Genomic DNA, 24,355 nt, shown 5'->3' with positions numbered 1-24,355 from the left:
AGGCATAACTCGGAACGTTACAGCCAAATCGATCGTACGTCGAATCTAGTTTGGTCGATGGTCAGTCAAATGGCCGGCTTAGGGACACGGGCGTTTTCGTTAGCTGATTTTCGGTGGCCCCACATGACGACCAGTCTCTCAATCTCGGAACGTTTGAGCAAGTTCAGCAGGCCTTTATGACCCTATTGCTCGTCAACGTCGATGCCTACAACGAAACCGCGTCGGAGCGAACAGTGCCCAAACGCGTCGCCTTTCGCCAAGCGGCGGGCGTTTGCCCCTGGTGGCAAAAACAGCGACAGGCTCACGACTGGGGCTTCGACAGCGCTAACAAGTCAACGGACTGACAAGCGACATGGCGAAATCACGGTTCCGCCAGAAGAAGTTTCTTTGGTTTACAGATCACCGATGCCTCTTCACTTGTTCACCCAAGTTGCAGGCTCTAACGGATCACTCTGTTGTTCTGGCCAAGCATCTTCGCAACGTCCAATGCCGCGTAGGTCACGATTCCTGAACATCCCGATCGTTTCAAACTAAGCAGTGCTTCGACCATCACTCGGTCAGCGTCAATCCAGCCTCGTTCGCCTGCGGCCTTCACCATCGCGTATTCCCCACTGACGTGAAATGCGAAAGTTGGCATTTGGAACTTGTCCTTTATTTTACGAATGACGTCTAAATAGAAAGTGCCGGGCTTTACCATAATCATGTCCGCACCCTCACGGATATCCATCTCCACTTCATGGAGCGCTTCTTGGTAATTCCCGGGATCCTGTTGATATGTCTGCTTCCCATTCTTTCCCAAGTTCGCTGACGATCCCACAGCATCGCGATATGGTCCGTACAACGCGGATGCATATTTTGCCGAGTGGACGATGATCTTTACGTCGTGCATTCCTTCACTTTCGAGCCGACTACGAATTCCTTTCACTCGACCATCCATCATGTCAGATGGTGCCATCATATCAGCTCCCGCTCTAGCCTGAACAATCACTTGTTCTGCTAACGCCTCGACTGTCGCGTCGTTGTCCACGTTACCGGTACTATCGAGTATTCCATCGTGGCCATGCGATGTGAACAGATCGAGGGCAACGTCACACATGATACCCACATCAACCTTGGCCTCCCGAATCGCTCGCACAGCACGGCAAACCAGATTGTCACCGTTCCCAGCCTCAGAACCTCGATCGTCCTTCTTATCTTGCTTAATGACTGGGATGATGTTGACGACAGGGATTCCAGCCGAAGCTGCTTCCTTGGCGGCTGTAACTGCGAGATCGATGGACAATCGATCGACACCCGGCAATTCTTCGACAGACTCGCGGTGGTTGATTCCTTCAACAACGAAGATGGGCCAGATAAGATCGCTGGGAGTCAACTCGCATTCACGAACGAGGCGGCGGCACCAATCGTCACTCCTCAATCGTCTTAGCCTAGTCATGGGAAAATCACGCATTTCGATTACTCCTTGGTATTTGATTTAATGAGATTTTCTGCCCCTTGCTTCAAGAGCTTCGATGACAGCGAACGTCCAATCTCTTCGGCTTGCTCTATAGCACCTACTTCGCTCCCTGTAAGCTCTTCATCGCACTCCTGGGATCCAATCCATGCCCGTAGGAGAATTTGCCCGTTTTGGACTGACGCATAGATCCCGAGTACGCTGTCGCAACTCGCAGACAAGCCCTCAAGGCATGCACGTTCAGCAAGCCATGCCGACTCTGTCGTCGCATCCACGACTGATGTAATCAGCTTTTTGACCTCAAGGTGGTCGTCTCGATATTGAGCGACAAGAGTTCCCTGCGCGGCGCAGGGCATTAGCTCATTCACCGGAAACTCGCGAACGAATAGTCCACTCAGGTCCAATTCGCCGCTGGCGGAAAGTCGATTGACACCGGCACTTGCCAACACTACTCCATCGATACCATCGGACTCTCGAAGTTTGGTGAGTCGCGTAGTGACGTTGCCATTGATTGAAAATAGCTCGGCATTCGGAATCAACTTCCGCAAGCCAACAGTGCGTCGGAGGCTTCCCGTGGCGATACGAGGCCGCCTCAGTTCGTCCGCGTCTGAACTTGGAAGTTTTGTTACCAGTACGTCCGTGGCGTTCTCACGGACCATGACGGGGCGAAGCACCGTACCCGGCATCACTTCGGAGGGAAGGTCCTTGCCTGAATGAATCGCGAGGTCAGCTACACCAGACTGAACTGCGAGTTCCAATTCATACGTCCATTTGCGTTTCGCCGTTCCCGGATTTGCATCTGTAAACTCAACCCAAGACTCACGATATCTGTCACCGAGAGAGTCTTTGAAGATGATCTCCATGCAATCGCCGCCGTCAAGACTTTCGGTCAATGCCGAGCACACCAGACCAGTTTGATACTTCGCTAATTCACTTTTCCGGGTAATCGCTTTAAGTCTTCTCATTCTTGACGCTCGCTGAGGATGTGGGTGACAAATCTTGGTGAACGCTCTTCATCGCTTCGACGAATTCAGCGATCATTGACTCGGTATGTGCCGATGTGATCGCGACCCGGATTCGCGAAGCACCCGCTTCGACCGACGGAGGATTGATTGCCGTCGCTTCCATTCCAAATTCCAACCTCAGCCGTCGCTGAGCTTCATTGCAGCGTTCTGCCGATCCGAAAACGATCGGAAAGATGTGCGTGCCTTTTCCGAGATACGGCACATTCGCAGTTTGTAGCTCCGACGCGAGCAGGCTCGCATTCTGATGCAGACGTTCACGTTCTTCATTGGATGAAGAAAGATGCTGAACTGAAGCTAGGCATCCAGCAACCACATGCGGCGGCAATGCCGTTGTGAAAATGAAATCGTCGCTGTAGCTCCTGATTGCATCGATAGTGTCCCGGTTTCCGGCAATGTAGCCACCAAAGCAACCGAATGCTTTGCCGAGCGTTCCCATTACGACTGTTGCCTTTGCGCTGACAGCCTGTGCGGCTGCAATCCCAGCACCCTTAGGGCCGTAAGCGCCGACTGCATGGACTTCATCAACGAACGAAAACGCGCCAAAGTCCTCGCAAATATCAAGCATGGTTTCAACATCAGCAATGTCAGCGTCCATTGAGTGCAGCGATTCAAATACAACAACTTTGACCTCAGCAGTTGACCGCGATAGGCATTCGACGAGGTGTTGAGGGTCGTTGTGGTTGTAAACGGATTTTCGTTCACCTGTCGCAAGAATCCCTCGCACCAGAGACGCATGGTTGGCTTTGTCAGAGAAAAACTCAACCGAACCGCTGAATAGCTTGCCCAATGTGCTAAGGGCACCACGATTGGCGCAGTAACCCGAGGAGAATAGGAGCGAGGCTTCTTTGCCGTGAAGTCTTGCCAACTCGCTTTCAAGTCCGCAGTGAAGATGAGATGTTCCAGTGATATTTCGTGAGCCGCCCGACCCAACTCCGAACTCTTCCAGTGCGTCGCGGGTTGCCTGAAAGACAGTTTCGTGTTGGCCCATCGCGAGATAGTCGTTGGAAGCCCAGTTGACCAAATCGGCAGATCCGCCGTTTGAACGCATCAAAGGGAACTCGCCGGCAATCCTGTTGACCTCGGAAAACACCCTGAAGGTTGATGCTTCTTTCAACTCGCGAACTAAATCTCGGAGTCTACGTGTAAATGACATGGCGTCTCTCTTGTGGAGGCGTGGATCTTGATGGACTCTCGGCCTTGCTTTGGAGATCAACCCTACCGTCACTACTTCAAACCGCCATCTGAATGGCCATCTGGTAAACTGGGTAACATTGGTGCTAGGGCAACTTGTGGGGGGCTAACGTGCAGATTCCGGATTTACTAGGCGACAAGACAACATGACTGGCAAGCGTAAGACCGACGAGCGAGTCAACTTCGATGAAAGACGTTTTCGTGTCTTGGTTTCGAAACATGGCGGCGACCGTGGTTTTCGGGATCGATGCATTGAGCTAGGAATCATCACTCCGAAGAGGACGTTGGGTCATCGAACAATCACACCTGAGACTTTTCGCAAGGGCCTCTCATCTGGATTGCTAAATCGCAGCGTGCTTGAAAAAATTGGTCTGAAGTTTGAGAACGACGAATCGTTTTTCTTTGAAACCAAGTTGCAAGAGCACAATCGGCTGACTCAATACTTCAGATCACCCAATGTCTTCAACGGTTGGCTTCCAGGTGTCAGCAAGGAAAAGAAGCTAACCGGTTTGTCGAGTCATTCGGTCATAGATGACTACCAATTGCCAAACATGTATGCCCGTTTTTCACAATGGTTGCCCTTCGTGGGAACGTCAGATCTGTTCTGGAACGAATCTCGCTTCCTGTTAAGTTGCCTGGTTGAATTCTCCACGCATCAACTGATGGGAAATCCGGAAAGACTTCGGGTTAACCACCACAATCGGCTTTTGGATTCCGCTCTCAGCCAAATCGCCCTGATGAAGAAACGTGCCAATGATGAGCAACTCATCGAGCTTCTTGTCATTCGCGGTCAGCTCAATCGCAAGCGTGTGCCGGGAAAATTTACCTGCTGGGACAAAGATGACCCCAACCCCGATGCATCTCAAAAGAAAGCAGCACTACATCAAAAAGCGATAAAGGATTTCAAAAGGGCTCAAGCCTTAGCCCGGAAATTGGATGATCGCTCGATGGAGGCGAAAATCGAATCAATTATTCACCACGAAATGATGGCCTTGGCAAGAGTGTTAGCTAAACGAGGAACGCCGAAAGACTTGCGTGCGAGCGTTGATATTCAGAGAAAGTTCCCAGGCTTTTTGTCGATGTACGAGCAATCCGAAGATCTCACTATGCCTCAACCAATCTTGTCGACGAAGTTTGATCTTGTAGCGTCGATCGCACTGGCCAAAGATGGCCAAGTTCGTGAAGCACTGGCGACGCTCAACCAATGCAAATCCCGTCTTGTAATGAACAACATTCAAAACAACCGACTGGAGCATAGCGCGGTGTTGCTCGCTTGGAAAATCGGTTCGGCACACGGAATCAGGACGAATGATTCACCGACAACGGGATCTGACGAGTTGGAGCGTGCGATGAACTACTTCAATTCCGAGTCTCCGACACAGTTGGACTGCTTCGTCGAAGTTCCCTCAGTGGTCGCTCACCTCGACGGCCACTCTTCGTGAAAGAATTGCAAGTAGCGAGATCCGTTTGGCTTGCAGGGTGCACCTGGCACGTCCAAATTACGTTGCTATTCCTTTTCTGCTGGGGCAAAGTAACGCATCACAAAGGACGTTATGAGCTACTAACTCCGATGCCCGATAAGTTCACGATCGACTGATTCCCGATGTGGACGATGCGTAAAGCATTTGCTTGGTTACACCATGGAAGACTTGCCAACTAAATCAATTGCTTTGTTAGTCAACGACGAGACTCAAGTGGTGTCCGCGTCATCCGGCGACGAGTTGCCCGTTTTGGTCGCCAAGGCTGGTCCCAGTGCTCAGTTTGCCTGGGAGGAGTTCATTTACGGCAAGATTCGCAATCCCCACACCCGCGATGCCTATGGTCGCGCGGTGCGTCAGTTTCTTAAGCATTGCGACGGACTTGGTCGGCAACTTCCGAATGTTAGCCCTCGCGATGTCGGCGACTATCTCGATTCGCTCGACTATGCTCCCGCGACGAAGAAGTTGCATCTGGCTGCACTTCGTCATTTCTTTGACACTCTGGTCACGAGGCATGTCGTGGTCTTGAATCCAGCTGCGTCGGTTCGTGGAGAGAGATTGCAGGTCGTTGAAGGCAAAACACCAGAGATTACGATTCAGCAGGCTCGCAAGCTACTTCGTAGCATCAACGTTTCTTCTGCTGTCGGCTATCGCGACCGAGCCATCATTGCAATCTTGATTTACACAGCCGCCCGAGTGGGTGCGATTGCAAAACTTCGGCGGCGTGATTTCGTGGACGCCGGGGAACAATACTGTTTGCGTTTCAATGAAAAAGGCGGCAAGCAACGAGAGATTCCGGTTCGACATGATTTGCAGCAGTACATCGCGGAATACATGCGAGTGGCAGGACTCAGCAACGCGAGCGACAAGACTCCCCTTTTCCGAACAACGATTCGACGCACCAAACAATTGACCGACAAGGCGATGTCGGCAAACGACATGAGTCGCATGGTGAAACGTCGCATTCGTGACGCTGGGCTGCCGAACCGGCTTTCACCGCACTCGTTTCGAGTCGCCACGATCACTGATCTGTTGAGCCAGGGTGTGTCACTCGAAGAAGTTCAGCAACTAGCCGGCCATGCGGACCCGCGAACAACTCGCTTGTACGATCGTCGCCAGCGAAAAGTCACACGCAACATCGTTGAGAGAATCTCGGTTTAGCGAATTCGGCTAATTGCCACCGCAGGCCGTCATCTCTATGCAGCCTCCTATTGGAAAACCGGCGGAGTGATTCCCTTGGCTTTGAGGGCCGCGAGGTACTTGTCTGGTTCGGCGACCAGCTTTTTGGCACAGCCAGGACAGCAGATGTAGACGGCTTTTCCGTTGACGCTGACTTTACCTGGGACGCCCATGCCGCCCAGCGGTTCATCCATCACGGGACAGGTTTTCTGTGCGGCGATTGCGGCAGCATCGGCAAGCGTGGATTTGAAGACGCCTTCGCGCACCTGTTCGCCTTTGGCGGTGTAGTACTTTGTGAGGTACTGGTCGGGTGAGGCTTCGACTTTCTTCGTGCAGCCCGCACAGCAGACGAAGAGCGACTTGTCACCGATCGTGATCTTGGGTGGCTTGCCCATGCTGCCGAGCGGTTGGCCGCTGACGGGACAGGTGGCTTGCAGGCTGATGAGCAATTCGTCGGATAGCTTGCCGCTGGCGAGTTTACCCATGGCGTGGAAGATCAGTGGTTCCGTGCCGACTTTGGTGATACGGACGTTCATGTGTAGTGGTTGATCGACGACTTTGGAAAGGTCCACACCGACTCCGATGGCGAGGTTCTTGAGCGTCTTGAGTTCGTAGGTGTATTCCTTTTTACCTTCGCCGATTCGTAGTCTCAGATTTCCTGTCGCGTCGGGTGGTGCGATGGGTTGATCGTTCTGGCCAAGGATCATGAACATGATTCCCTTTTCGACGATCACCGTTTCGATTCTGCTGTCGCCAACGGTTTGAACGGTGCCACCATGTGGGCCAGTTGCATCGGCGGCATGGCTGTGGCCAGCGTGGTCGTGTGCGGAGTGGTCATGCGCGTGATCGTGCGGTGCGGCTGCTTCCTGCGCGATCACGAATTGAGGTGTCACCAGCAAAGCTGCTGTACAAGCGGCTGCAAAGAGTTGTCGTTTCATGGGAAGTTGCATTCGGGAAAAGGTCGAGGGAAAGGTAATCAGTCTTGCGTTAGCTGACGTGAGAATACACATGGAATACGGCTGCCCCGTACTTGTAAATTAGCGATTGCTCGAAGTAGTGATCGTTGACAAGTAATTTGGGGAAGCGGAATTCGTCGATGATAAGACACAAGTCTCGCGGATGATCCTTGAGCGACTGCCGTATCATCTCGAGAAATCGCTCTGTTACCGAGCAGCCGAACGGTGAATACAGAAAGAAGACGGTTTCGCTTCCGTCCATCTGATAGTCGAGGATATTGGTGCAGACGACTTTAATCGAACCCGTTTTGGGCTTCGCTTCTTTGAAGGTCGCGACGTTTCGCTCTGCGATCTGACACAAGCCAGGCGAGATTTCTAAACCGACGACTTGGTCAAATCCCTGCTCCGCAGCGAGCAACAGGATTCGGCCCTTGCCGCATCCAACATCGACGAACACTCCATCGCGGGGGAGATCGACTTTCTCCATGATCTTGCGAAAGTATCTCGCGCGAGTCGGTTTGTATTTGTCGGCATGCTCCTTGTCTTCTTGACTGATGTCCAGGTCGTCGATGGCGACCTCGGATCGAGTGTCAAGTTGATAGCGTTTATCGAACACGTAGTCGTCGTAGACACTCAAAGCACTTTGAAGAGTGCTTGTGGGTCGCATCGAGAAAACCCGTTTCAGAAATTCAGTCGTGGCCATTGGTGCTTTCGTTAGTAGACTCAGTCGGTGCCAATCACTTCAACTTCGCGAGGTACTTGTCGGGTGCGGCGAGCAGTTTGTCTTTGCAGCCGTCACAGCAAATCCAGACGGAGTTGCCATTCACGTCAACTTTCTCAGGGGCTCCCATCGTTCCCAACATCTCGCCGCTGACGGGGCACATGTGTTGGGCCATGGCAGACTTGTGATCTTCCGGCGATAGCTCTTTCAAACCCGACATCATCTTGGCCATCGACGAATCGGCATCGGCGGTGTCGCCGTGATCGTGATCGGCGTGGTCGTCATGCTCATGTTCGGCATGGTCCTCGGCCGTGTCGCTGGCAGGAGTCGTGGGTAGAGTCACTGGATCGGGTTCAGGCGAATTGCACCCGTAGATTCCGAGAATGAGTAGCCCGCAGAGTAGGATAGGAATGAGTTTTGAGCGTCGCATGGGGTTTTGCCTTCGCGGATGAGGAGGGCGGGTTTTTCGATTGACGTGCATTTGGATGCGTGGGCGGTCGCTTTCTTCACGCGGCGCGACAAGAATTCTTCTATTTGGTCTAAATGCGTGAAGAAACGTCGACTTCGGGCATCCAAAAACACATCAGCAGAAGCGTCTCACAGAGAATGAGAGGGTTATGTCATCCAACGATTGCAAAACGGTGCAGCCATACCTGTCGGCTTATCACGACGGCGAGCTTGCGGCTGGACAAGCGGATACTGTGGCGGAACACGTTGAGTCATGCGAATCGTGTGCGGCAGAGCTGAGTGCGTTTGAGTCACTCGGCTCGGCTTTCGCTCAAACTTCCTTCCCGGCAAAACCGTCTGATCTGTGGCAACGCATCGAACGTGAGCTGCCAACAGCCGCCGAACCGGTAACATTGTCGAAGCGATTCAGTCTTTGGGTTCGCGAGTCGCCATATGGTGCTGGGCTGGTGTCGATGGCGGCGTCCGTTTTGGTGCTGTTGGGTGCAGGACTGTGGTACGGCGGCGGAAACAATCACGACATGGCAGGCGGTGGTGCGATGGCGACGCACGGCAGAGATGGGCATTCGCATGATGATGAAATGTCTGCCGAACACATGGCTGAGTTCGCCGTGGTGATGGACGACTATTTGCAGAAACTGCCCAGCGATCCAGACGGAGCGGAACAGATGCTGCTCACCAAGTACGACGGTGAGACAGTCGACGCGGAGAGAGCCGTGAAGTTGGTCGGCTATCGACCCATTGTCTCGGGTGGATTGCCCGAGGGCTATTCCTTGGCGTCGACTAGCGTGTTGAAGATGCCTTGTTGCACTTGCGTGAAGGCGGTTTGCAAACGAAGTGACGGTTCGACACTGGTTCTGTTTGAACACGATGACGAAGAGACGGCTTGGTTTGGCGATCGCCCCCAGAGTATGGCAACATGTGGTGACAAAGATTGCTGCCTTGTTGATCTCGATTCCAGTATTGCGGCAACTTGGAGGCAAGGTTCTCGAAGCGTCACTGCCGTCGGCGTTCGCGACCAAGACGAAGTGACGAAGCTAGTGACCTGGTTGGACAAAATCTAGAGCGAACTCATGAACGAATTCTTCAAACGACACCGCGGAAAACTCTGGATTGCACAAGCGGTGGCGTTTGTGGTGCTCGGTATCTTCGTCGCATCTTGGTTTAGCGGCGGCTCGAATGAGCCGAAAGTCTCTCCGACTTCCGCTACGTCGAACTTGGAGGCAATGCAAAGTAAGCCGTCGATTTGGACTTGCTCGATGCATCCCCAAATACGTCGTGACGGGCCGGGCAGTTGTCCGATCTGCGGGATGGATTTGGTTCCAGTCAGAGAATCGGCAGACGGAGTTCGCACCGTTTCGATCAGTTCTGAAATCAAGAGCTTGATGAACGTGCAGGTCAGTCCCGTGCGCCGGCAATACGTGACATCCGAAGTACGCATGGTGGGCAAGGTTGATTACGACGAAACACGCCTCGCACACATCACAGCTTGGGTTCCTGGTCGCTTAGAACGCATGTTCGTTGACTTCACCGGCGTCGAAGTCAACAAGGGCGATCACATGGTGCAAATCTACAGCGAGTCGCTCTACACCGCACAAGAAGAACTGCTGGCGGTGACCAAGCGTGATCGACTGCTGAGTACCTCACGATTAATCAAACCACTCGATCTTGCCGAGTCCGCTCGCGAGAAACTGCGTTTGCTCGGTTTGACGACGAAGCAAATTCAAACCATTGAACAACGCGGCAAGTCTTCCGAAACCGTAACGATCTATTCGCCCGTCGGGGGTGTAGTGGTTGCAAAGAACAAGCAAGAAGGCGACCGCGTTCAAACTGGCGACCGTATCTACACCGTTGCTGACTTGAACGTCTTGTGGGTTCAGATGGATGCTTACGAATCGGACCTGGCTTGGTTGCGGTATGGGCAAGACGTCGAGTTCACGACGGAAGCGTATCCAGGCGAAGTGTTCCGCGGCCGAATCGCGTTTATTGATCCGGTGCTGAACGAGGACACACGAACGGTGAAGGTCCGAGTCAACGTGCCGAACGACGATGGTCGCTTGAAACCGGAAATGTTCGTGCGTGCGATTGTGCAGAGCGACATCGCGGCTGGCGGTCGAGTGCTGAGCGCTTCGCTGGCGGGAAAGTGGATCAGTCCGATGCACCCGGAAATCATCAAAGACCAGCCGGGTGACTGTGACATTTGCGGTATGCCGTTGGTGCGAGCCGAATCGCTCGGGTACGTCACCGCCGAGCCGACGAACGCCGCGAAGCCGTTGATCGTGCCGGTGAAGGCTGTGTTGCTTACCGGAACGCGAGCGATCGTTTACATCCAGGTTCCCGATGCTGATAAGCCGACTTACGAGGGTCGCGAGATTGTGATCGGTCCGCGAGCCGGCGATTTCTATCTCGTCAAAGCCGGTCTCGACGAAGGCGACTTGGTGGTGACCAACGGCAACTTCAAACTCGACAGTGCGCTGCAGATTTCCGCAAAGCCCTCGATGATGACGCCGCAAGGTGGCGGTGGCGGTGGACACAATCACGGCGGCATGGAAATGCCAAAGGCGGACGAAGGCGTGGCGATGGACGCGAGTCCGATGGAGTTGGTGCCAGCAGCACGCGATGCGATGCAGAGCCTCGTTGAGCAATACAAAACGATTCAGGAAAAGGTCGAAGCGGCGAACCTCGCAGAGATGCGTGCAAGCTACGAACGACTGGGACAAACTGTTGAGGCAGTGCCGGCAGACTTGATCGGTCCTCAAATGCGACCGCAGTGGCTCGAGGTTGCGATGTTGCTTCGCAATGACGTCACCGAAGGTCGCGAAGTCAAATCCATGCGTGAAGCCGACCGGGTATTCGCGTTAACTCGCCAGCACGTCAATCAGATGAAGGGCCAGTTTCCGTTGCCGATGTCACATGACGAGATGCAGATGCCGGCCATGGCGAACATGGATGCTCCGCCGGAGGTCGTTGGACAACTGAACGGCTTCGTCGCTCCCTACTTGGCACTCAGCCAAGCACTCGCGGCCGACGATTTGGATGCGGCGAAGCAAGCCGTCGAACCGTTGCATCAACGTTTGGCTTCATTGGCGCCGATCGTTTCTGAATCCAAAGCGGTCGGAATGTGGAGCAAAGAAAAACGCGACTTGTCCGAGATCATTGCAAGATTGCAGAAGGCGAATGATCTCTCCGCCTTGCGGAGCGGGTTCGCGTTGCTGTCCGAACAGATGTTGAGCCTGCAGCGAATGTTCGGGCTGCCGACTGACGAAACACTTTATGAGCTTCATTGTCCGATGGCCTTCGAGGGTCGCGGTGCGTCGTGGCTTCAATCCGATGACGCGGTTCGCAATCCGTACTACGGCGCTTCGATGCTGAAATGTGCCGACAAAGTCGAAAAGCTGTAGGCCAAGTAATCCAACATGACAAACAACGATGAGACCATTAAAAACGCGAAACGCTCAATCCTCGGCCGACTGATTTGGTTCTGCTTGACCAACAAGCTGGTCGTCATGTTGTTGGTCATTGCGACGATGGGTTGGGGCGTGATGGTCGCTCCATTCGATTGGGACACCGGAGCGTTGCCTCGCGATCCCGTTCCCGTCGATGCCATTCCCGACATCGGCGAAAACCAACAGATCGTGTTCACGCAGTGGATGGGACGCAGCCCACAAGACGTCGAAGACCAGATCGGTTATCCGCTGACGGTCGCACTGCTGGGAATCCCCGAGGTCAAGACGATCCGCAGCTATTCGATGTTCGGCTTCTCGTCGATCTACATCATCTTTGGCGAAGACGCGGACTTCTATTGGTCGCGAACGCGGGTGCTGGAAAAGCTGAACAGTCTGCCGGCTGGCACGTTGCCAGATAGTGTGCAACCGACGCTGGGGCCAGATGCGACGGCGCTCGGACAGATTTATCTCTACACACTCGAAGGCCGCGATCCTGATGGAAAACCGACCGGTGGTTGGGATTTGCGAGAGCTGCGAACGATCCAGGATTACAACGTCCGCTATTCGCTGACTTCGGCGGAAGGGATCAGTGAGGTCGCTTCGATCGGAGGCTTCGTTCAGGAATACCAAATCGACGTGGACCCTGATGCGATGCGGGCCGCCGGTGTGACGTTGGCCAGTGTGTTCGAGTCGATTCGCATGACGAACGTCGACGTTGGTGCGAGAACGATTGAACTGAACAAGGCCGAATACGTCATCCGCGGTCTGGGCTTCATCGAGAGCATCGAGGACATCGAAAAGACTGTCGTAAAGGTGACCGACAACGTGCCGATCACGGTGGCCGACGTGGGCAACGTGTCGCTAGGTCCGGCGTTGCGGCGAGGTGCGCTCGACAAAGCCGGTGCGGAAGCCGTGGGCGGTGTCGCGGTCGTACGCTACGGATACAACCCTTTGGCTGCGATCAAGAACATCAAGCAACGAATCAAAGAAGTCTCGCCAGGTTTACCCACGAAGGTGTTGGTCGACTACACGAAGGCGTCGGCTGATGAAGTTGACCTGTACGCCGAGCGTCATGATTTGGAGTCGATCACCGGTGCGACGACCACCAGCGACGCTTGGGTGAAGCACCTTCGTGGAATGTCACAAGAGGAGTGGCCGACATGGATCACGACCAGCCAAGTCGCGGTCGTGCCTTTCTACGATAGAACCGGGTTGATCTACGAAACGCTGGGCACGTTGAAAACTGCGTTGTTTGAAGAAATCCTTGTCACCATCATCGTGATTCTGGTGATGGTCATTCACTTGCGCAGCTCGTTCCTGATCAGTGCGTTGTTGCCGCTGGCCGTGTTGATGTGCTTCATCGCCATGAAGACATTCGGTGTCGACGCCAACATCGTGGCGTTGTCGGGAATCGCGATTGCGATTGGGACGATGGTCGACATGGGGATTATTGTCACGGAGAACATTCTTAAATATCTCGATGAGGCCGATCCCGAAGACGACAAGATGACGTTGATCTTTAAGGCCACTCAAGAAGTGGCCGGTGCGGTGCTAACCGCCGTGACAACCACCGTAGTCAGTTTCCTGCCCGTGTTCACGATGATCGGTGCAGAAGGAAAGCTGTTTCGGCCGCTCGCCTTCACCAAGACGTTCGCACTCGCAGCGTCCGTCATCGTTGCGTTGACCATCATTCCGCCGGTTGCCCACGTCCTGATGGGCGGACGAATTGAATCAAAGAGCCTGCGTCGTGGAGCTTGGTTCGCGTTGCTGATCCTCGGCATTGCTGCGTCGATGCTGCTGACATGGTGGGTCGGTGCAATCTTGATCGTGCTGTCGACCTACAAACTGTATGAAGATCGGATTCCCGAGAGTTACCAGCGTTACGGCCCGTATGCGACCAGCGCACTTGCGGCGCTGGTCGTCGGCGTGTTGCTGACTCAGGAATGGTTGCCGCTGGGGCCACAGAAAGGTTTGCTACTGAATTTGCTGTTCGTCGGCGGATTGATTGGCGGCATCCTGGGGTTCTTTACCGTCTTTCAACGATTCCTGTACGAACCGATCCTGCGCTGGTGCCTCAATCACAAACTTGCGTTCATGACGCTGCCGATCGCGATCCTTTTGTTCGGCGGCTCGGCTTGGCTGGGCTTCGACAAGGTGTTCGGGTTCATCCCCAAGGCGCTCTCGATGGTTGGCGTTTCGGAAACCACCGTTCGGCAATCCGGTCCCTGGAAAGCCGCAACGAACGTACTGCCAGGGCTTGGCAAAGAGTTCATGCCGCCGCTTGATGAAGGCTCTTTCCTCTACATGCCGACAACGATGCCGCACGCTTCGATCGGTGAAGCTCTCGACGTGTTGCAATTACAGAATCAATTGCTGGTGTCGATTCCCGAAGTCGAATCAGTCGTCGGCAAGATCGGTCGCGCCGACACGCCGCTCGACCCGGCTCCCGTGTCGATGCTCGAAACCTACATCACTTACAAATCGGAATACAAAACCGATCAGAACGGTCATCGGCTGAACTTTCGCTACGACAACGCATCCGAAGAATTTGTCCGCGAAGAAACAGGCGAATTGATCCCTGATCCCGGCGGCCGACCGTTTCGACAATGGCGTGATGAGATTCGCAAGCCGGATGACATTTGGCAAGCGATCACGACGGCGGCACAGATTCCCGGCACGACCTCGGCACCCAAGCTGCAACCGATCGCAGCTCGGATCGTAATGCTGCAAAGCGGCATGCGGGCACCGATGGGAATGAAGGTCAAAGGTCCAGACCTAGAAACGATCGAGCGGGTTGCCTTGGAACTGGAATCGCTGCTGAAGCAGATTCCCACCGTTCAATCATCCGCCGTGATTGCTGACCGCATTGTCGGCAAGCCGTATTTGGAAATCGACATCGACCGAGATGCGATCAAGCGGTACGGGTTGCACATCCGCAGCGTGCAGGACGTAATCGAAGTCGCGATCGGTGGCCGGCAAATCACGACGACTGTAGAAGGCCGCGAACGGTTCCCCGTCCGCGTGCGTTACGCTCGCGAACTACGTGACGATCTCGAGTCACTCGACCGAATTCTGGTCCCGACGCCGATGGGGCCACAGATTCCGCTCGGGCAGCTCGCCGACATTCGCTACACCCGCGGCCCGCAGGTCATCAAGAGCGAAGACACGTTCTTACTGGGTTACGTTTTGTTCGACAAGAAGCCAGGAGAAGCGGAAGTTGACGTCGTTGAGGATGCTCAGGCGTTCTTGCAATCGAAGATCGACTCGGGCGAGTTCACGCTACCAGCCGGAGTGACATACACGTTCGCAGGCAACTACGAAAACCAAATTCGATCGCAGAAGACGTTGGCAATTGTGTTACCGCTGGCACTCGGGATCATCTTCTTGATCCTCTACATGCAGTTCAAATCAGCCATCACGACATCGCTGGTTTTCAGCGGCATCCTGATCGCGTGGGCAGGCGGTTTCATCATGCTGTGGTTGTACGGCACCGATTGGTTCCTCGACTTCAGTTTGCTTGGCACGAATATGCGTGAACTGTTCCAAGTCAAAACGATCAACCTCAGTGTCGCCGTCTGGGTTGGCTTCCTGGCCCTGTTCGGCATCGCCAGCGACGACGGCGTCGTGATCGCGTCGTACCTCGACGAGAGTTTTCGCAAGGACCGCATCGAAAACGCCAAACATGCACGCGAAGCCACCGTGACCGCCGGCATGCGACGAGTTCGCCCCTGTCTGATGACCACGGCGACCACGCTGCTCGCCCTTATCCCCGTCCTCACCTCCACCGGCCGGGGCAGCGACATCATGGTGCCAATGGCGATCCCCAGTTTCGGCGGCATGACGATCGAAATCATGACGATGCTCGTCGTACCAGTTCTCTATTGCAGTGCGATGGAGTGGAAGTTGCGACTCGGCATCAAAGACGAACGCTTTACAAAGGACGCATAGATCAACACCATGCCCGTAGTCGCCAGAACCAAGTCGATCGTTTCGGCGATCAAGTTCAATTGGCAAGTCCAATCGTTGCCGGATCGCGTTTATCTTCGACAAGTGATGCTTCCAGCGATGGCGAGGATGAAACCCGCCAATGTGCTGCTTGCTGGAACACGCCGCTACACAAAGCGGTATCCCGAACTCTTTGACCGGGAGATGACGGCGGTTTGGACGATCGACTTCGATCCGTCGGCGGCACGTTTTGGCAACGGTCAACTTCACCGCACTGGCGATATGTGCGAGGTGGACAAGGTCTTTCGTGGCGTCCGCTTCGACATGATTCACATCAACGGGCTCTTGGGCTTCGGCGTCGATACGCCAGAAGGTGTCCGCGCCATGATCACGGCATGCCATCGAGCTTTACAACCCGGCGGCCACCTGATGCTCGGGTGGGACGCCGACCGAACACGCGATCCTTCCCACAACAAAGACATCACTTCCCTTTTTGAGCACACCGGATTCATCGACGCCCCCGAGAGACACGAAGTGCCAGGAGTAGACGGCTACGATCACGTTTTCGACTGGTTTTGGCGTAGAGACACCACACACGCTGGCAGTTCCGAATGTCCATCAATGGGCTTGCTTCGTTAGGACCCGAACATCCCCTGCAACTCGAGTGTCGTTACCAATATGATGGGTTGATCAGTGTTGACGCGGCCCATTCCCTGAATCATAATTCAGTCAGATAAAGGCATTCCTCGGCTGCGGTCGGGGATTGCGAATCTGCAAAGGAAAGGGTCGCTTCGGCGGCCCTTTCGACGTTTACAGAGGCAGATTCTTGTTCTTTCCACAACAGTATTGGTGGGACTCGGCCGCTTGGCAGGTTCCCGATGGGGTCAAATATCTGTCTGAGAGGTGGTGGGAACTACTTAAAGACTGGCACTGCATCACAAGCTACTCACTGCCAAGCAGTTTTTGCGTAAGTGTGCTCGAAGACATCGCAGAGGTTTTGGACGACCTTCAGGGTGGACGCCTTCGTAGCTGTCACCAGCTAGATGCGCTCTATGATGAGCTTGGGCAAATACTTTCGTCAAACCTATTGCTTGCACACGCGTTTCCAGCAGAAGTAAACGCAACGGTTGAGACCTTCAAAAATCTATATGACTCGCTACCCGCGAGTCCACAAGATAAGTACGCGGAGTTGAAGAAGCGTCATAAGGAGTGTCGGCGAGCAGCTGCTGCCGCGAGACGATTGCATCATCGGTGTTTTCGTCGCCGTGCTACCGAGGACGACATGACATGGACAGGGTACGGTGGTCTCGCTGCGATGGAGTTGTGTCGAGAAGTAGCAAAAGACGAGCCCAGCTACAACCGTCTTGATACTCTCGTTGAACAACTGTTACTCGATTGCGTTTACCGTGGATACAACGCAGACTACCTGACGTCTCTGCTCGACCGCTATCTTCCGATGAAGAGCGATCTTCGAGACGGTATGCTGCACATGTTCCGCAGACTAAGCAGTCTGAAACGTCATCGCTACAAAATCTATTTCGTTGTTGACGGAGCTACGGACGCTGAAATTCGTTCGAGCGAACTTCGCATCGATCAACATACAAAACAGAGCGTGGAGGATCTAAAGTCCAAGCTAGACGAGGGGCGATCTGCGCCAACAGAAATCGAGAGCGAAGAAGGCGAAATTGCTGACGCCGATGACGTCGATGAGGGGACTCTGTCAGCAGGTTCCGTCGATGTCGATGAGTTCTTATCGCAGCTGGATTGCGATCAGCTAATTTTGAGTATGCACTGGCAGGACAGCCCTGACGCGGGAGCGGCAGCAGACGATGCAAAAAGACGGCTTCAAGAGATTATTGATTTTCTCGATTTCCAGTCTCCGATGCAGCGGTACGACCTTCATCCAAAGATGTTGGTGACGTGGGAGGACAGGAATGGGAAGCTCTTCGCCCGCACTTACCCTGACGACTCGGCCCAGCAACCGCCTCAGGCGGACTACGCGGCACGTATCGATCCAAATTCCGCTGGAAAGCTGAGCGGTTTGGCCGAAGCGTTGCGATGGTCAGCAGTGGCGAGACGCGAAAAAACACCTGAGGTTTCGTTGCTGGCATCTTGGTTCGCATTTGAGTATTTGGCGGGCACTGTTGAACGAACCGCAGTTGAAGGGATTGTCAGCTATTTTCCCAAGGTAATCGCGATTGGAAATGTTCGTAGGCGATTGCTTTATTGGTGGAGTTCGTTTGCAGCATCTCCTGGTTTCCAAGGTCACGAGAAAAAAGATGCTCTCATCGAGATCGCGGTCGCGTACCGCAACCGTCCGAACCTTTCTGGTATCGCAACGTTGCTTTACGATTCTGCTCAGTCTTCACCCAATGAACTTGGACAGGCAGTCCTAGACATAGCGAGTCAGTCAGTTTTGCTTCGCCATCGTACAAAGATCGAAGGTAAGCGAATGGCCAACCACCAGGTCCTTGCACACACCGTGCAAGACGACGACAAAGAAATTCGCCGTGAGCTGTCACAGTTTCTGATGATACGCAACAAGCTGGTTCACCGAGCAAGAATTGATCACCCGCTTCTAACGGTCGTCAGTGATCGAGCAAAAAACCGACTATACGATCTGCTCCGCGACCTAAGCGTTCAACTCACCGCTGAGCGAATCGACGGCTCGGTCGACGAAGTTCTGATTGACTATCGCGATACGTTCGACGAACTACTCGACGAACTTGGGTCAGGTCCAATCGACATGAACGTACTTATTCAACGAATCTCGCTTGCGTAAAAACCTTCGATTGAAATGCGAGACGAACACACGCCTCATCACCTAAATCGACTTTCTTGTGATTTCTTGCCTTTTCGTCTCGATGGTCTGACGGGTTAGTGCTTGGACACAGGAGCGAAAACACTATCGATCATGTTGCCGGTGGTCTGCGGGATCATCTTTCAGACTTTCATCTTGAATTGAAATCAACCATCAAACCTTCGCTGGAATTCAGCTGCATCCCTATCGCATGGGCTGGCATGCTTCATCATGTTGTGGTTGAACTGCACCGATTTTTGAACTGGAAAGCAGATAATCGAGACTCTAAAGAGTTGTTAGAGATCGAAGGTCACTAGGTTTCCGTGAGTCGACGCAAACAGATGAAAGCCGTAATGGGCATCGACTGATGAGGAAAAGGACGCCGTAGGAAGCTCTTCTCCGCCCGGCTATTTACCCCCTGCGGGTATCGCTAGAATGGTGGCAATGGAGCCTTCGCATGAAAACCCTGCTCATGATTCGATTGACGACCCGACGGTGCAAGCTGCTGCGGCCGGCGATCGACGTGCGCTGCGGGAGATTTATGAGGCTACCAGCGATCGGGTATTTCGGCTGATGGTTCGGATGGTCGGCATTCAAGATGCGGACGATCTGACTCAGCAGGTTTACGTGCGAGCGTTTTCCAAACTCAGCCAGTTCAGTGGCGACGCAAAGTTCGAGACTTGGTTGTACCGCCTGGCGACCAACGAAGCCTTGCAGCATCTGCGACGCGAGAAGCATCGCCGGACGAAGGAGTTGGTCGTTGAGCCTGCGATGCAGGCAACCGACCCCGTCGAGCAAGACGAACGAGTCGCAATCGTTCGCCACGCCCTCGATCAACTCGATCCGGAACTAAGGGCGATCTTCACGCTCAAAGAAGAGAGCGGTTTGTCGTACCAAGAGATCGCAGCGACGCTCGGAATTCCCGAAGGCACCGTCGGATCGAGGCTTAATCGGGCGCGGCGGGAACTTCGGAGGTTAATTGACACGCCTCAATGATTTGCGCGCCCTGTTGCACTTGATCTCGTGCCAAGAAACTGTTGGTAGGAACACACGAAGGAGAAAAATGACAGACAAAAAGAAGAGCCGTCAGATGAATTGGTCAGCAATTTCGGCGATTGCAGCGGTAGTCGCCTCTCTCGTTGCCGTCGTCGCACTGGTGCTTGGAGCGAATCACGCTACAGAGCAACGCGCCTTGGCGGTCGATCAAATGCGGCAACAGCAACATCAATTCGATGCAGAGCGAGATATGAGGATGCAGCCTTTCGTTGCGTTTGATCGTGTCACGTTTGTATTTCCCGTTGAGGCTACGGACGTGAAAGGACACCGGTTTGATTTGGTCCGAAAAGACGGCGCCGTTATTGACCAAACACTCATTCCAACTCTCACCAACTACGGAGCCGGTCCAGCGCTGCACGTTGAGGTCAGCTACGAAGGGGATGACGAAACGCTTTTTCCGACTTCGCCAATGCACCTGCTTCCTGAGCAGCAAACTGGCTTCTTCGCCATCCCGGATGCCTTGAATAACAGCGAAAAACCAGAGCGGATGACTAAGGGCACCGCGCTTATTCGCTGTCGTGATTCCCGTGGCCGTCAGCATCGTGTCGAGCAAAAATACACCTGCAGCACGGATGGGAAGACCATGCAGTTTCAGTTTGGAACTATCACGACCCTACCCATCGACTTCACTATGCCGGAATACTCTATGTATAGTTCGTGGTCGGCTCCTGATGTGAAGCCGACCTATGAACTTCAGCCCTGACGTTCGTTATCGCCACCCAAGCGGGTCGTCCTCTTCCGTGTAGCGACCGAAGGGATCACGCAGTTGATCGGGGCGTTCCTGGCTCCGTGACGTTGCCGCTAAGACGACCATTCGGTCAGCTTCAAGGGTTTGTCGAACGATCTCTTTTAGACAGTCCGTTTGGGCCGATGAAGATCCGAACCATCCAGATCGGACCATGTTGCAAAATTCAGTGTTGTTCAACGAACGAGGTTTGCTTTCCCAATCAATTCGCAGGCCGCCTTTTGGGCCTTTCGATGCTGGAGATGCAGCAAAAGCATTCCACAAACCGAGTGGAATGTAGAAACCGGAGGCCATGCTGTTGTCCAGAGAACTCTTTTGTTTCGCCTCACAGAACTTCAGAAACAGCGTCTCTTCGCCCAGACGGTAGCTTGCAATGGATGGCTCAGCGTCCTCCAATTTTCGCAGCATCGTTGCTGCTTCATTCATCCGCTCCACTTCCCCTGCGTAATTCTTGTCGCTGTTGGGGTAGTAAGTCGGTTTGCCATCTCCTTTAGCGGATAGCCTTTTGTACTGGACCATTACGAACGATTCATGGACATGACTGAAATAGATCAAGTCCACGCCGAGCGTGTGTTCGAGCGGTTGACGATTGCAGTTGATAATCGAGAGCGTCTCACCGGTGTCGTTGGACACATCAACACGACTCGTGATGTAGGGTTTAATGAAGTTGAAACCCGGAAACGACATTGCATCCAAATTGATCTGCGAGTCTTCACGGACGTTGTAGTGTGACAATCGGTTCAGAAAGCTGGTTGCCTCTTGTTGTGCCGGTGTCGTGCCACGCAGGATCTCTTTGCGCAGACGCAACCCGCCGAATATTTCGAGCGACGTTACTACTGCGTCACGCTCGATGTCGGCGATGCCACCTTCGGCTTGGCTGCGAATGGAGGCGAGTTCAGCTATCAGCGATTGAATTCCGGGCATTCCCGCCCGCAAGCTCTGTGACACGCCCTGAAGTGCCCCAAGCAAGGCTTCCGACGTCTTTTCGGGCAATCGGGTCGCCTCACCGAAGTTCGTGTCGACTCTGTTGCGAAATCGCCCGTCCAATCGTTCAAGAACAACCTCAACGTCAGTCCGACCCGTTTCAACAACGCCGCTGACTTTCAATTGCTTCTTTCCCGTTGCGATCCACTTGCCCAGCTGGGACACGCCGACGAAGTCGATGCTTAGCTCGGGGCCATCATCGCTTAGTCTGCTTTCGTCGTCCTGTAGCGATACCAAGCAGATTTGATTCGTCTGTGGCGCCACGTCTGCTACAGATACGACCGCTGTAAACTCGCCTCGATCTTCGATTGCTTGCTTGATGCTTTCCGCATCACCGCCTCGAAATTTCAGCCATATCAATTCATTCTTCATGTGATTTTCCTCTTATAAGGGTTTGATTTACCTTAAAAGAGTTCGCTTCGCAGCACTCTCGCAGCAAATTTCAAAAATATTTTTTGGCCCGCAAATTACCGCGATTCCGTCGTGTACGGGCAGCCGACTGTTCGATCCAATTGAGCGATCGTGCCGGCCAATGTGGCGTCGATGCGGGCGAGTTGGGTCTCGAACATCAACAGTTCGCGGTAGGTTTCGATCAAGGTGAAAAAGTCGGTGCGTTTGCCTCGGTAGTCTGCGATTGACAGTTTGAGTGTGTCTTCTGTCCGTGGGATGATGCGTTCTTCGTAGATGTCGCGTTGCTCGACCAGGGCGTCGGCTTGAACAATCAGGCGGCGAATCTTGCCGTACAGTTCGTCGCGTTCGGCTTCTAGGCGTCGAGTCGTGCTGCTGCGACGGTGAGCTGCTTCGCGGACTCCGGCGTTGATCTTCTCTCGCCAGATTGGCAATGTTGTGCCGAAACTGACACTGAGTTGATCGTTTCCGTTGGCCACTGGGCTAAGGACATCATGGTTGTCGCTGACCAATCCCCAATTCAATCCGACACTGAAGTCTGGGTACTGCTGCAAGCAGGCCAAGCGTTCCTTGTCGCGATCGCGTTGGATTTCCCATGCGAGGCCGCGTAGCTTCGGGTTGCACTGCTCGGCCAACGCGATCAATTCTTCGATTTGCTGTGGCGTGTCAGTGATACTCAGTTCATCCGTCGCTTCGGGAAGAATCCCGACGGGTTGCTGTAGCAAAGTAGCGAGGTCGGCTTGGGCAACCAGCTTTTGTCTTGCAAGCGTGATGAGTTGTTCGTCGAGTCGATCGGTTTCGAGTTGTGCTCGCAGCACGTCTTGTTGAGAACCGCCACTGCGGTAGCGTGCCTCAGCAACGTCGGTCAGGTCGGCAACGAGGTCTTTGGTTTCTTCGATGATGTCGATCGCGCGGGTTGCGAACCAAACTTCGTAATAGGCGAGACGAACTGACTCGGTGATCTCGCGAGCAATCGCGTCAACTTCCGTTTGAGCAATTTGCACTTCGCGGCTGGCGATGACCGCTTTGGTTTTCAGCTTGTCAGGAAACGGCACCTTTTGGTTGACCGACATCTGGTTGGCGACCCGGCCAGCCGCGGTTTGAATGGCGGTATCGTGCAATGGCCAGAACGTGTTGTTGAACGTCGGGTCGGGCAAGGCTTTGGCTTGCGGGATAACATTGGTTGCCGCAGCGACACGTTGCCTGGCGGCGAGGATTTTGGGGTGACGTGCGAGGGCCGTGCCTACGAAATACTCGACGGGCTGGCCATTGAGCGCGGGCGTCGCGATCCGCTCGGCAGTGCGATCGGCCTCACCATCTTCGGAGCCTTCCTTTTCGTCGGATTCCCGATCCTTGGAGTCTTTGCCTTCGGTGTCTTTGTCGTCTTTCCTCCCGTCCTGCTCGTCGCCCTTTTCAATCAAGTCCGGTTCATCACCATCCTTCTCCCCATCTTCCTTCACTCCCTTCGATTCATCTCCCTTGGGCGGATCGAGTTGCAGAAAGTCTCCGAAGCTTCGTTTGCTGTCTTCCTGGGGTGGTTGAGCGAAGACGGCGGGCGATGCGATCACTACTCCGTCGTTGAAGACAACGGGCTGAACGACGGCTGTTTCCGGCTCGCTAAGGACTTGCTGCCAATCGACGTCACTGGTCGCGACCGAAGTCGGGGTGGAAGCGGCGACCGGAGCGGTGACTTTTGCTACCTGAACACCACGCTCGGAGGCACAACCGGACACCGACGCGGCAACCAATGCTGCTAGCAGCAGGCGCTTCGCTTGGGTTCTTCCGGGTCTCGAAGAATGCCGATCCATGGCGTTCAGGTCCTAATGAGCTATAATTGATCTGTCAAAGTTTGCCTAACCGGCTAATTCCTATTGAACTCTTCGGCCAAATTTCCGATACAGTTCATATACCGTGTATGGGTATCCTTTTCGGAAGGTCACAGTGAGTAACTCCCCCCTAATTCGCGCCGCCGTTAATCTTTGTCTGATCGCTGCAATAGTGATTCAGCCGATGGCGATCGTTGCTGCGCAGGGAACATGTGCTCAAGGTCAGTGCTGCGAGGCCGAAACGGTCTGCCAAGCTTGCAAATGCTGTGAAGTGAAAACAGACGGTGATCTGTGCGGCTGCTGTAGTGGCAACGAAGAAGACGCCGGCAGTTGCTGCAAGAAGAAATCCGAACGGCCAAAGCACGATGAGTTGTTCGGAGAAATCTCCGATGTCGTGCCTGAGCCACCGAAACCCGACGACGAGGACTTGGTTCAAGACCGGGTTGCATTGTCATCGTGTATGTGTGGAATTCGCTCGGAACCGATTGCACCAGCACCTCATCGCGTTCCTGTTCCGCAAGTTCGTGAATTGGTCGTGATCGCGTACTTGGATCACGTTGCATCCGAGGCTGGACTTTCAATTCGTCCAGATCAGCTGATGTCACGTTTGGCGATCGGCGATCACTCACCGCATTTCTCTCAGCGGTTTCTTTGCATCTGGCGCATCTAGCGTCGTC

Annotated in this window: 19 protein-coding genes; 11 read left to right on the top strand and 8 right to left on the bottom strand. The window is 54.0% G+C overall.

Features of this window, described 5'->3' with window-relative positions; genetic code table 11:
* Positions 1 to 176 precede the first annotated feature (176 nt).
* On the top strand, positions 177 to 344 hold the full coding sequence (locus Poly59_RS29400) for a hypothetical protein (RefSeq protein WP_186776169.1): 168 nt from the start codon (positions 177 to 179) through the stop codon (positions 342 to 344).
* A 95-nt stretch (positions 345 to 439) separates the two neighbouring features.
* Here the strand turns inward: Poly59_RS29400 and hemB are convergent, their stop codons facing one another.
* From hemB to hemA, 3 genes are read right to left on the bottom strand one after another with little or no spacing between them, the layout of a single operon-like run.
* Positions 440 to 1,450: a porphobilinogen synthase gene (gene hemB, locus Poly59_RS11005; RefSeq protein ID WP_146534085.1), complete on the bottom strand. Its 1,011-nt coding sequence runs from the start codon at positions 1,448 to 1,450 to the stop codon at positions 440 to 442.
* Positions 1,451 to 1,455: 5 nt separating this feature from the next.
* Positions 1,456 to 2,418, bottom strand: a complete 963-nt coding sequence (hemC, locus tag Poly59_RS11000) for a hydroxymethylbilane synthase (RefSeq protein ID WP_146534084.1) — start codon at positions 2,416 to 2,418, stop codon at positions 1,456 to 1,458.
* Positions 2,405 to 3,631, bottom strand: a complete 1,227-nt coding sequence (gene hemA, locus Poly59_RS10995; protein ID WP_146534083.1) for a 5-aminolevulinate synthase — start codon at positions 3,629 to 3,631, stop codon at positions 2,405 to 2,407. The genes hemC and hemA overlap by 14 nt, the downstream gene beginning before the upstream one ends.
* A gap of 451 nt (positions 3,632 to 4,082) precedes the next feature.
* Here hemA and Poly59_RS10990 point away from each other — a divergent pair, with 451 nt between their 5' ends.
* Entirely contained in the window at positions 4,083 to 5,111 is a 1,029-nt protein-coding gene (locus Poly59_RS10990; RefSeq protein ID WP_186776168.1) for a hypothetical protein, read from the top strand.
* 198 nt (positions 5,112 to 5,309) lie between these two features.
* Positions 5,310 to 6,308, top strand: coding sequence for a tyrosine-type recombinase/integrase (locus tag Poly59_RS10985; protein WP_146534081.1), 999 nt, complete (start codon positions 5,310 to 5,312; stop codon positions 6,306 to 6,308).
* A 47-nt stretch (positions 6,309 to 6,355) separates the two neighbouring features.
* Here the strand turns inward: Poly59_RS10985 and Poly59_RS10980 are convergent, their stop codons facing one another.
* From Poly59_RS10980 to Poly59_RS10970, 3 genes are read right to left on the bottom strand one after another with little or no spacing between them, the layout of a single operon-like run.
* Positions 6,356 to 7,264: an eL24 family ribosomal protein gene (locus tag Poly59_RS10980; RefSeq protein WP_146534080.1), complete on the bottom strand. Its 909-nt coding sequence runs from the start codon at positions 7,262 to 7,264 to the stop codon at positions 6,356 to 6,358.
* A gap of 49 nt (positions 7,265 to 7,313) precedes the next feature.
* Complete coding sequence (locus tag Poly59_RS10975) at positions 7,314 to 7,985, bottom strand: class I SAM-dependent methyltransferase (RefSeq protein ID WP_146534079.1); 672 nt, start codon at positions 7,983 to 7,985, stop codon at positions 7,314 to 7,316.
* Between the two features lie 34 nt (positions 7,986 to 8,019).
* Complete coding sequence (locus Poly59_RS10970; RefSeq protein ID WP_146534078.1) at positions 8,020 to 8,433, bottom strand: hypothetical protein; 414 nt, start codon at positions 8,431 to 8,433, stop codon at positions 8,020 to 8,022.
* Between the two features lie 187 nt (positions 8,434 to 8,620).
* On the opposite strand from Poly59_RS10970, the gene Poly59_RS10965 reads away from it, so the two are divergent.
* The 7 genes from Poly59_RS10965 (at position 8,621) to Poly59_RS10935 (ending at position 20,418) form a co-directional block, all read left to right on the top strand.
* On the top strand, positions 8,621 to 9,532 hold the full coding sequence (locus Poly59_RS10965; RefSeq protein ID WP_146534077.1) for a zf-HC2 domain-containing protein: 912 nt from the start codon (positions 8,621 to 8,623) through the stop codon (positions 9,530 to 9,532).
* A gap of 9 nt (positions 9,533 to 9,541) precedes the next feature.
* Positions 9,542 to 11,869, top strand: a complete 2,328-nt coding sequence (locus Poly59_RS10960; RefSeq protein ID WP_146534076.1) for an efflux RND transporter periplasmic adaptor subunit — start codon at positions 9,542 to 9,544, stop codon at positions 11,867 to 11,869.
* Positions 11,870 to 11,884: 15 nt separating this feature from the next.
* Positions 11,885 to 15,862 (top strand): efflux RND transporter permease subunit, encoded by a 3,978-nt coding sequence (locus tag Poly59_RS10955; RefSeq protein ID WP_146534075.1) that lies wholly within the window; start codon positions 11,885 to 11,887, stop codon positions 15,860 to 15,862.
* Positions 15,863 to 15,871: 9 nt separating this feature from the next.
* Positions 15,872 to 16,498 carry a class I SAM-dependent methyltransferase gene (locus Poly59_RS30120; RefSeq protein WP_246151550.1) on the top strand — a complete coding sequence of 209 codons (627 nt, stop codon included), beginning with the start codon at positions 15,872 to 15,874 and terminating at the stop codon, positions 16,496 to 16,498.
* 187 nt (positions 16,499 to 16,685) lie between these two features.
* The gene (locus Poly59_RS10945) at positions 16,686 to 18,641 is read left to right on the top strand and encodes a hypothetical protein (RefSeq protein ID WP_146534074.1); all 1,956 of its coding nucleotides are present in this window, start codon (positions 16,686 to 16,688) and stop codon (positions 18,639 to 18,641) included.
* A 462-nt stretch (positions 18,642 to 19,103) separates the two neighbouring features.
* Positions 19,104 to 19,655 carry an RNA polymerase sigma factor gene (locus tag Poly59_RS10940; RefSeq protein ID WP_146534073.1) on the top strand — a complete coding sequence of 184 codons (552 nt, stop codon included), beginning with the start codon at positions 19,104 to 19,106 and terminating at the stop codon, positions 19,653 to 19,655.
* A gap of 67 nt (positions 19,656 to 19,722) precedes the next feature.
* Positions 19,723 to 20,418 carry a hypothetical protein gene (locus Poly59_RS10935; protein ID WP_146534072.1) on the top strand — a complete coding sequence of 232 codons (696 nt, stop codon included), beginning with the start codon at positions 19,723 to 19,725 and terminating at the stop codon, positions 20,416 to 20,418.
* 6 nt (positions 20,419 to 20,424) lie between these two features.
* Here Poly59_RS10935 and Poly59_RS10930 read toward each other — a convergent pair whose 3' ends face one another.
* Together Poly59_RS10930 and Poly59_RS10925 are read right to left on the bottom strand one after the other, a co-directional pair.
* Positions 20,425 to 21,816 (bottom strand): hypothetical protein, encoded by a 1,392-nt coding sequence (locus Poly59_RS10930; protein ID WP_146534071.1) that lies wholly within the window; start codon positions 21,814 to 21,816, stop codon positions 20,425 to 20,427.
* Positions 21,817 to 21,911: 95 nt separating this feature from the next.
* A complete protein-coding gene (locus tag Poly59_RS10925; protein WP_146534070.1) occupies positions 21,912 to 23,660 on the bottom strand; it encodes a TolC family protein in 1,749 nt (582 codons plus the stop codon).
* A 133-nt stretch (positions 23,661 to 23,793) separates the two neighbouring features.
* Here Poly59_RS10925 and Poly59_RS29395 point away from each other — a divergent pair, with 133 nt between their 5' ends.
* Positions 23,794 to 24,348: a hypothetical protein gene (locus Poly59_RS29395; protein ID WP_246151549.1), complete on the top strand. Its 555-nt coding sequence runs from the start codon at positions 23,794 to 23,796 to the stop codon at positions 24,346 to 24,348.
* Positions 24,349 to 24,355: the final 7 nt, after the last annotated feature.

The sequence above is a fragment of the Rubripirellula reticaptiva genome, from assembly GCF_007860175.1.
Taxonomy (GTDB): Bacteria; Planctomycetota; Planctomycetia; order Pirellulales; family Pirellulaceae; genus Rubripirellula; species Rubripirellula reticaptiva.
The sequence above is the reverse complement of the archived record's forward strand: the minus strand, read 5'-3'. Positions and strand labels throughout refer to the sequence as shown.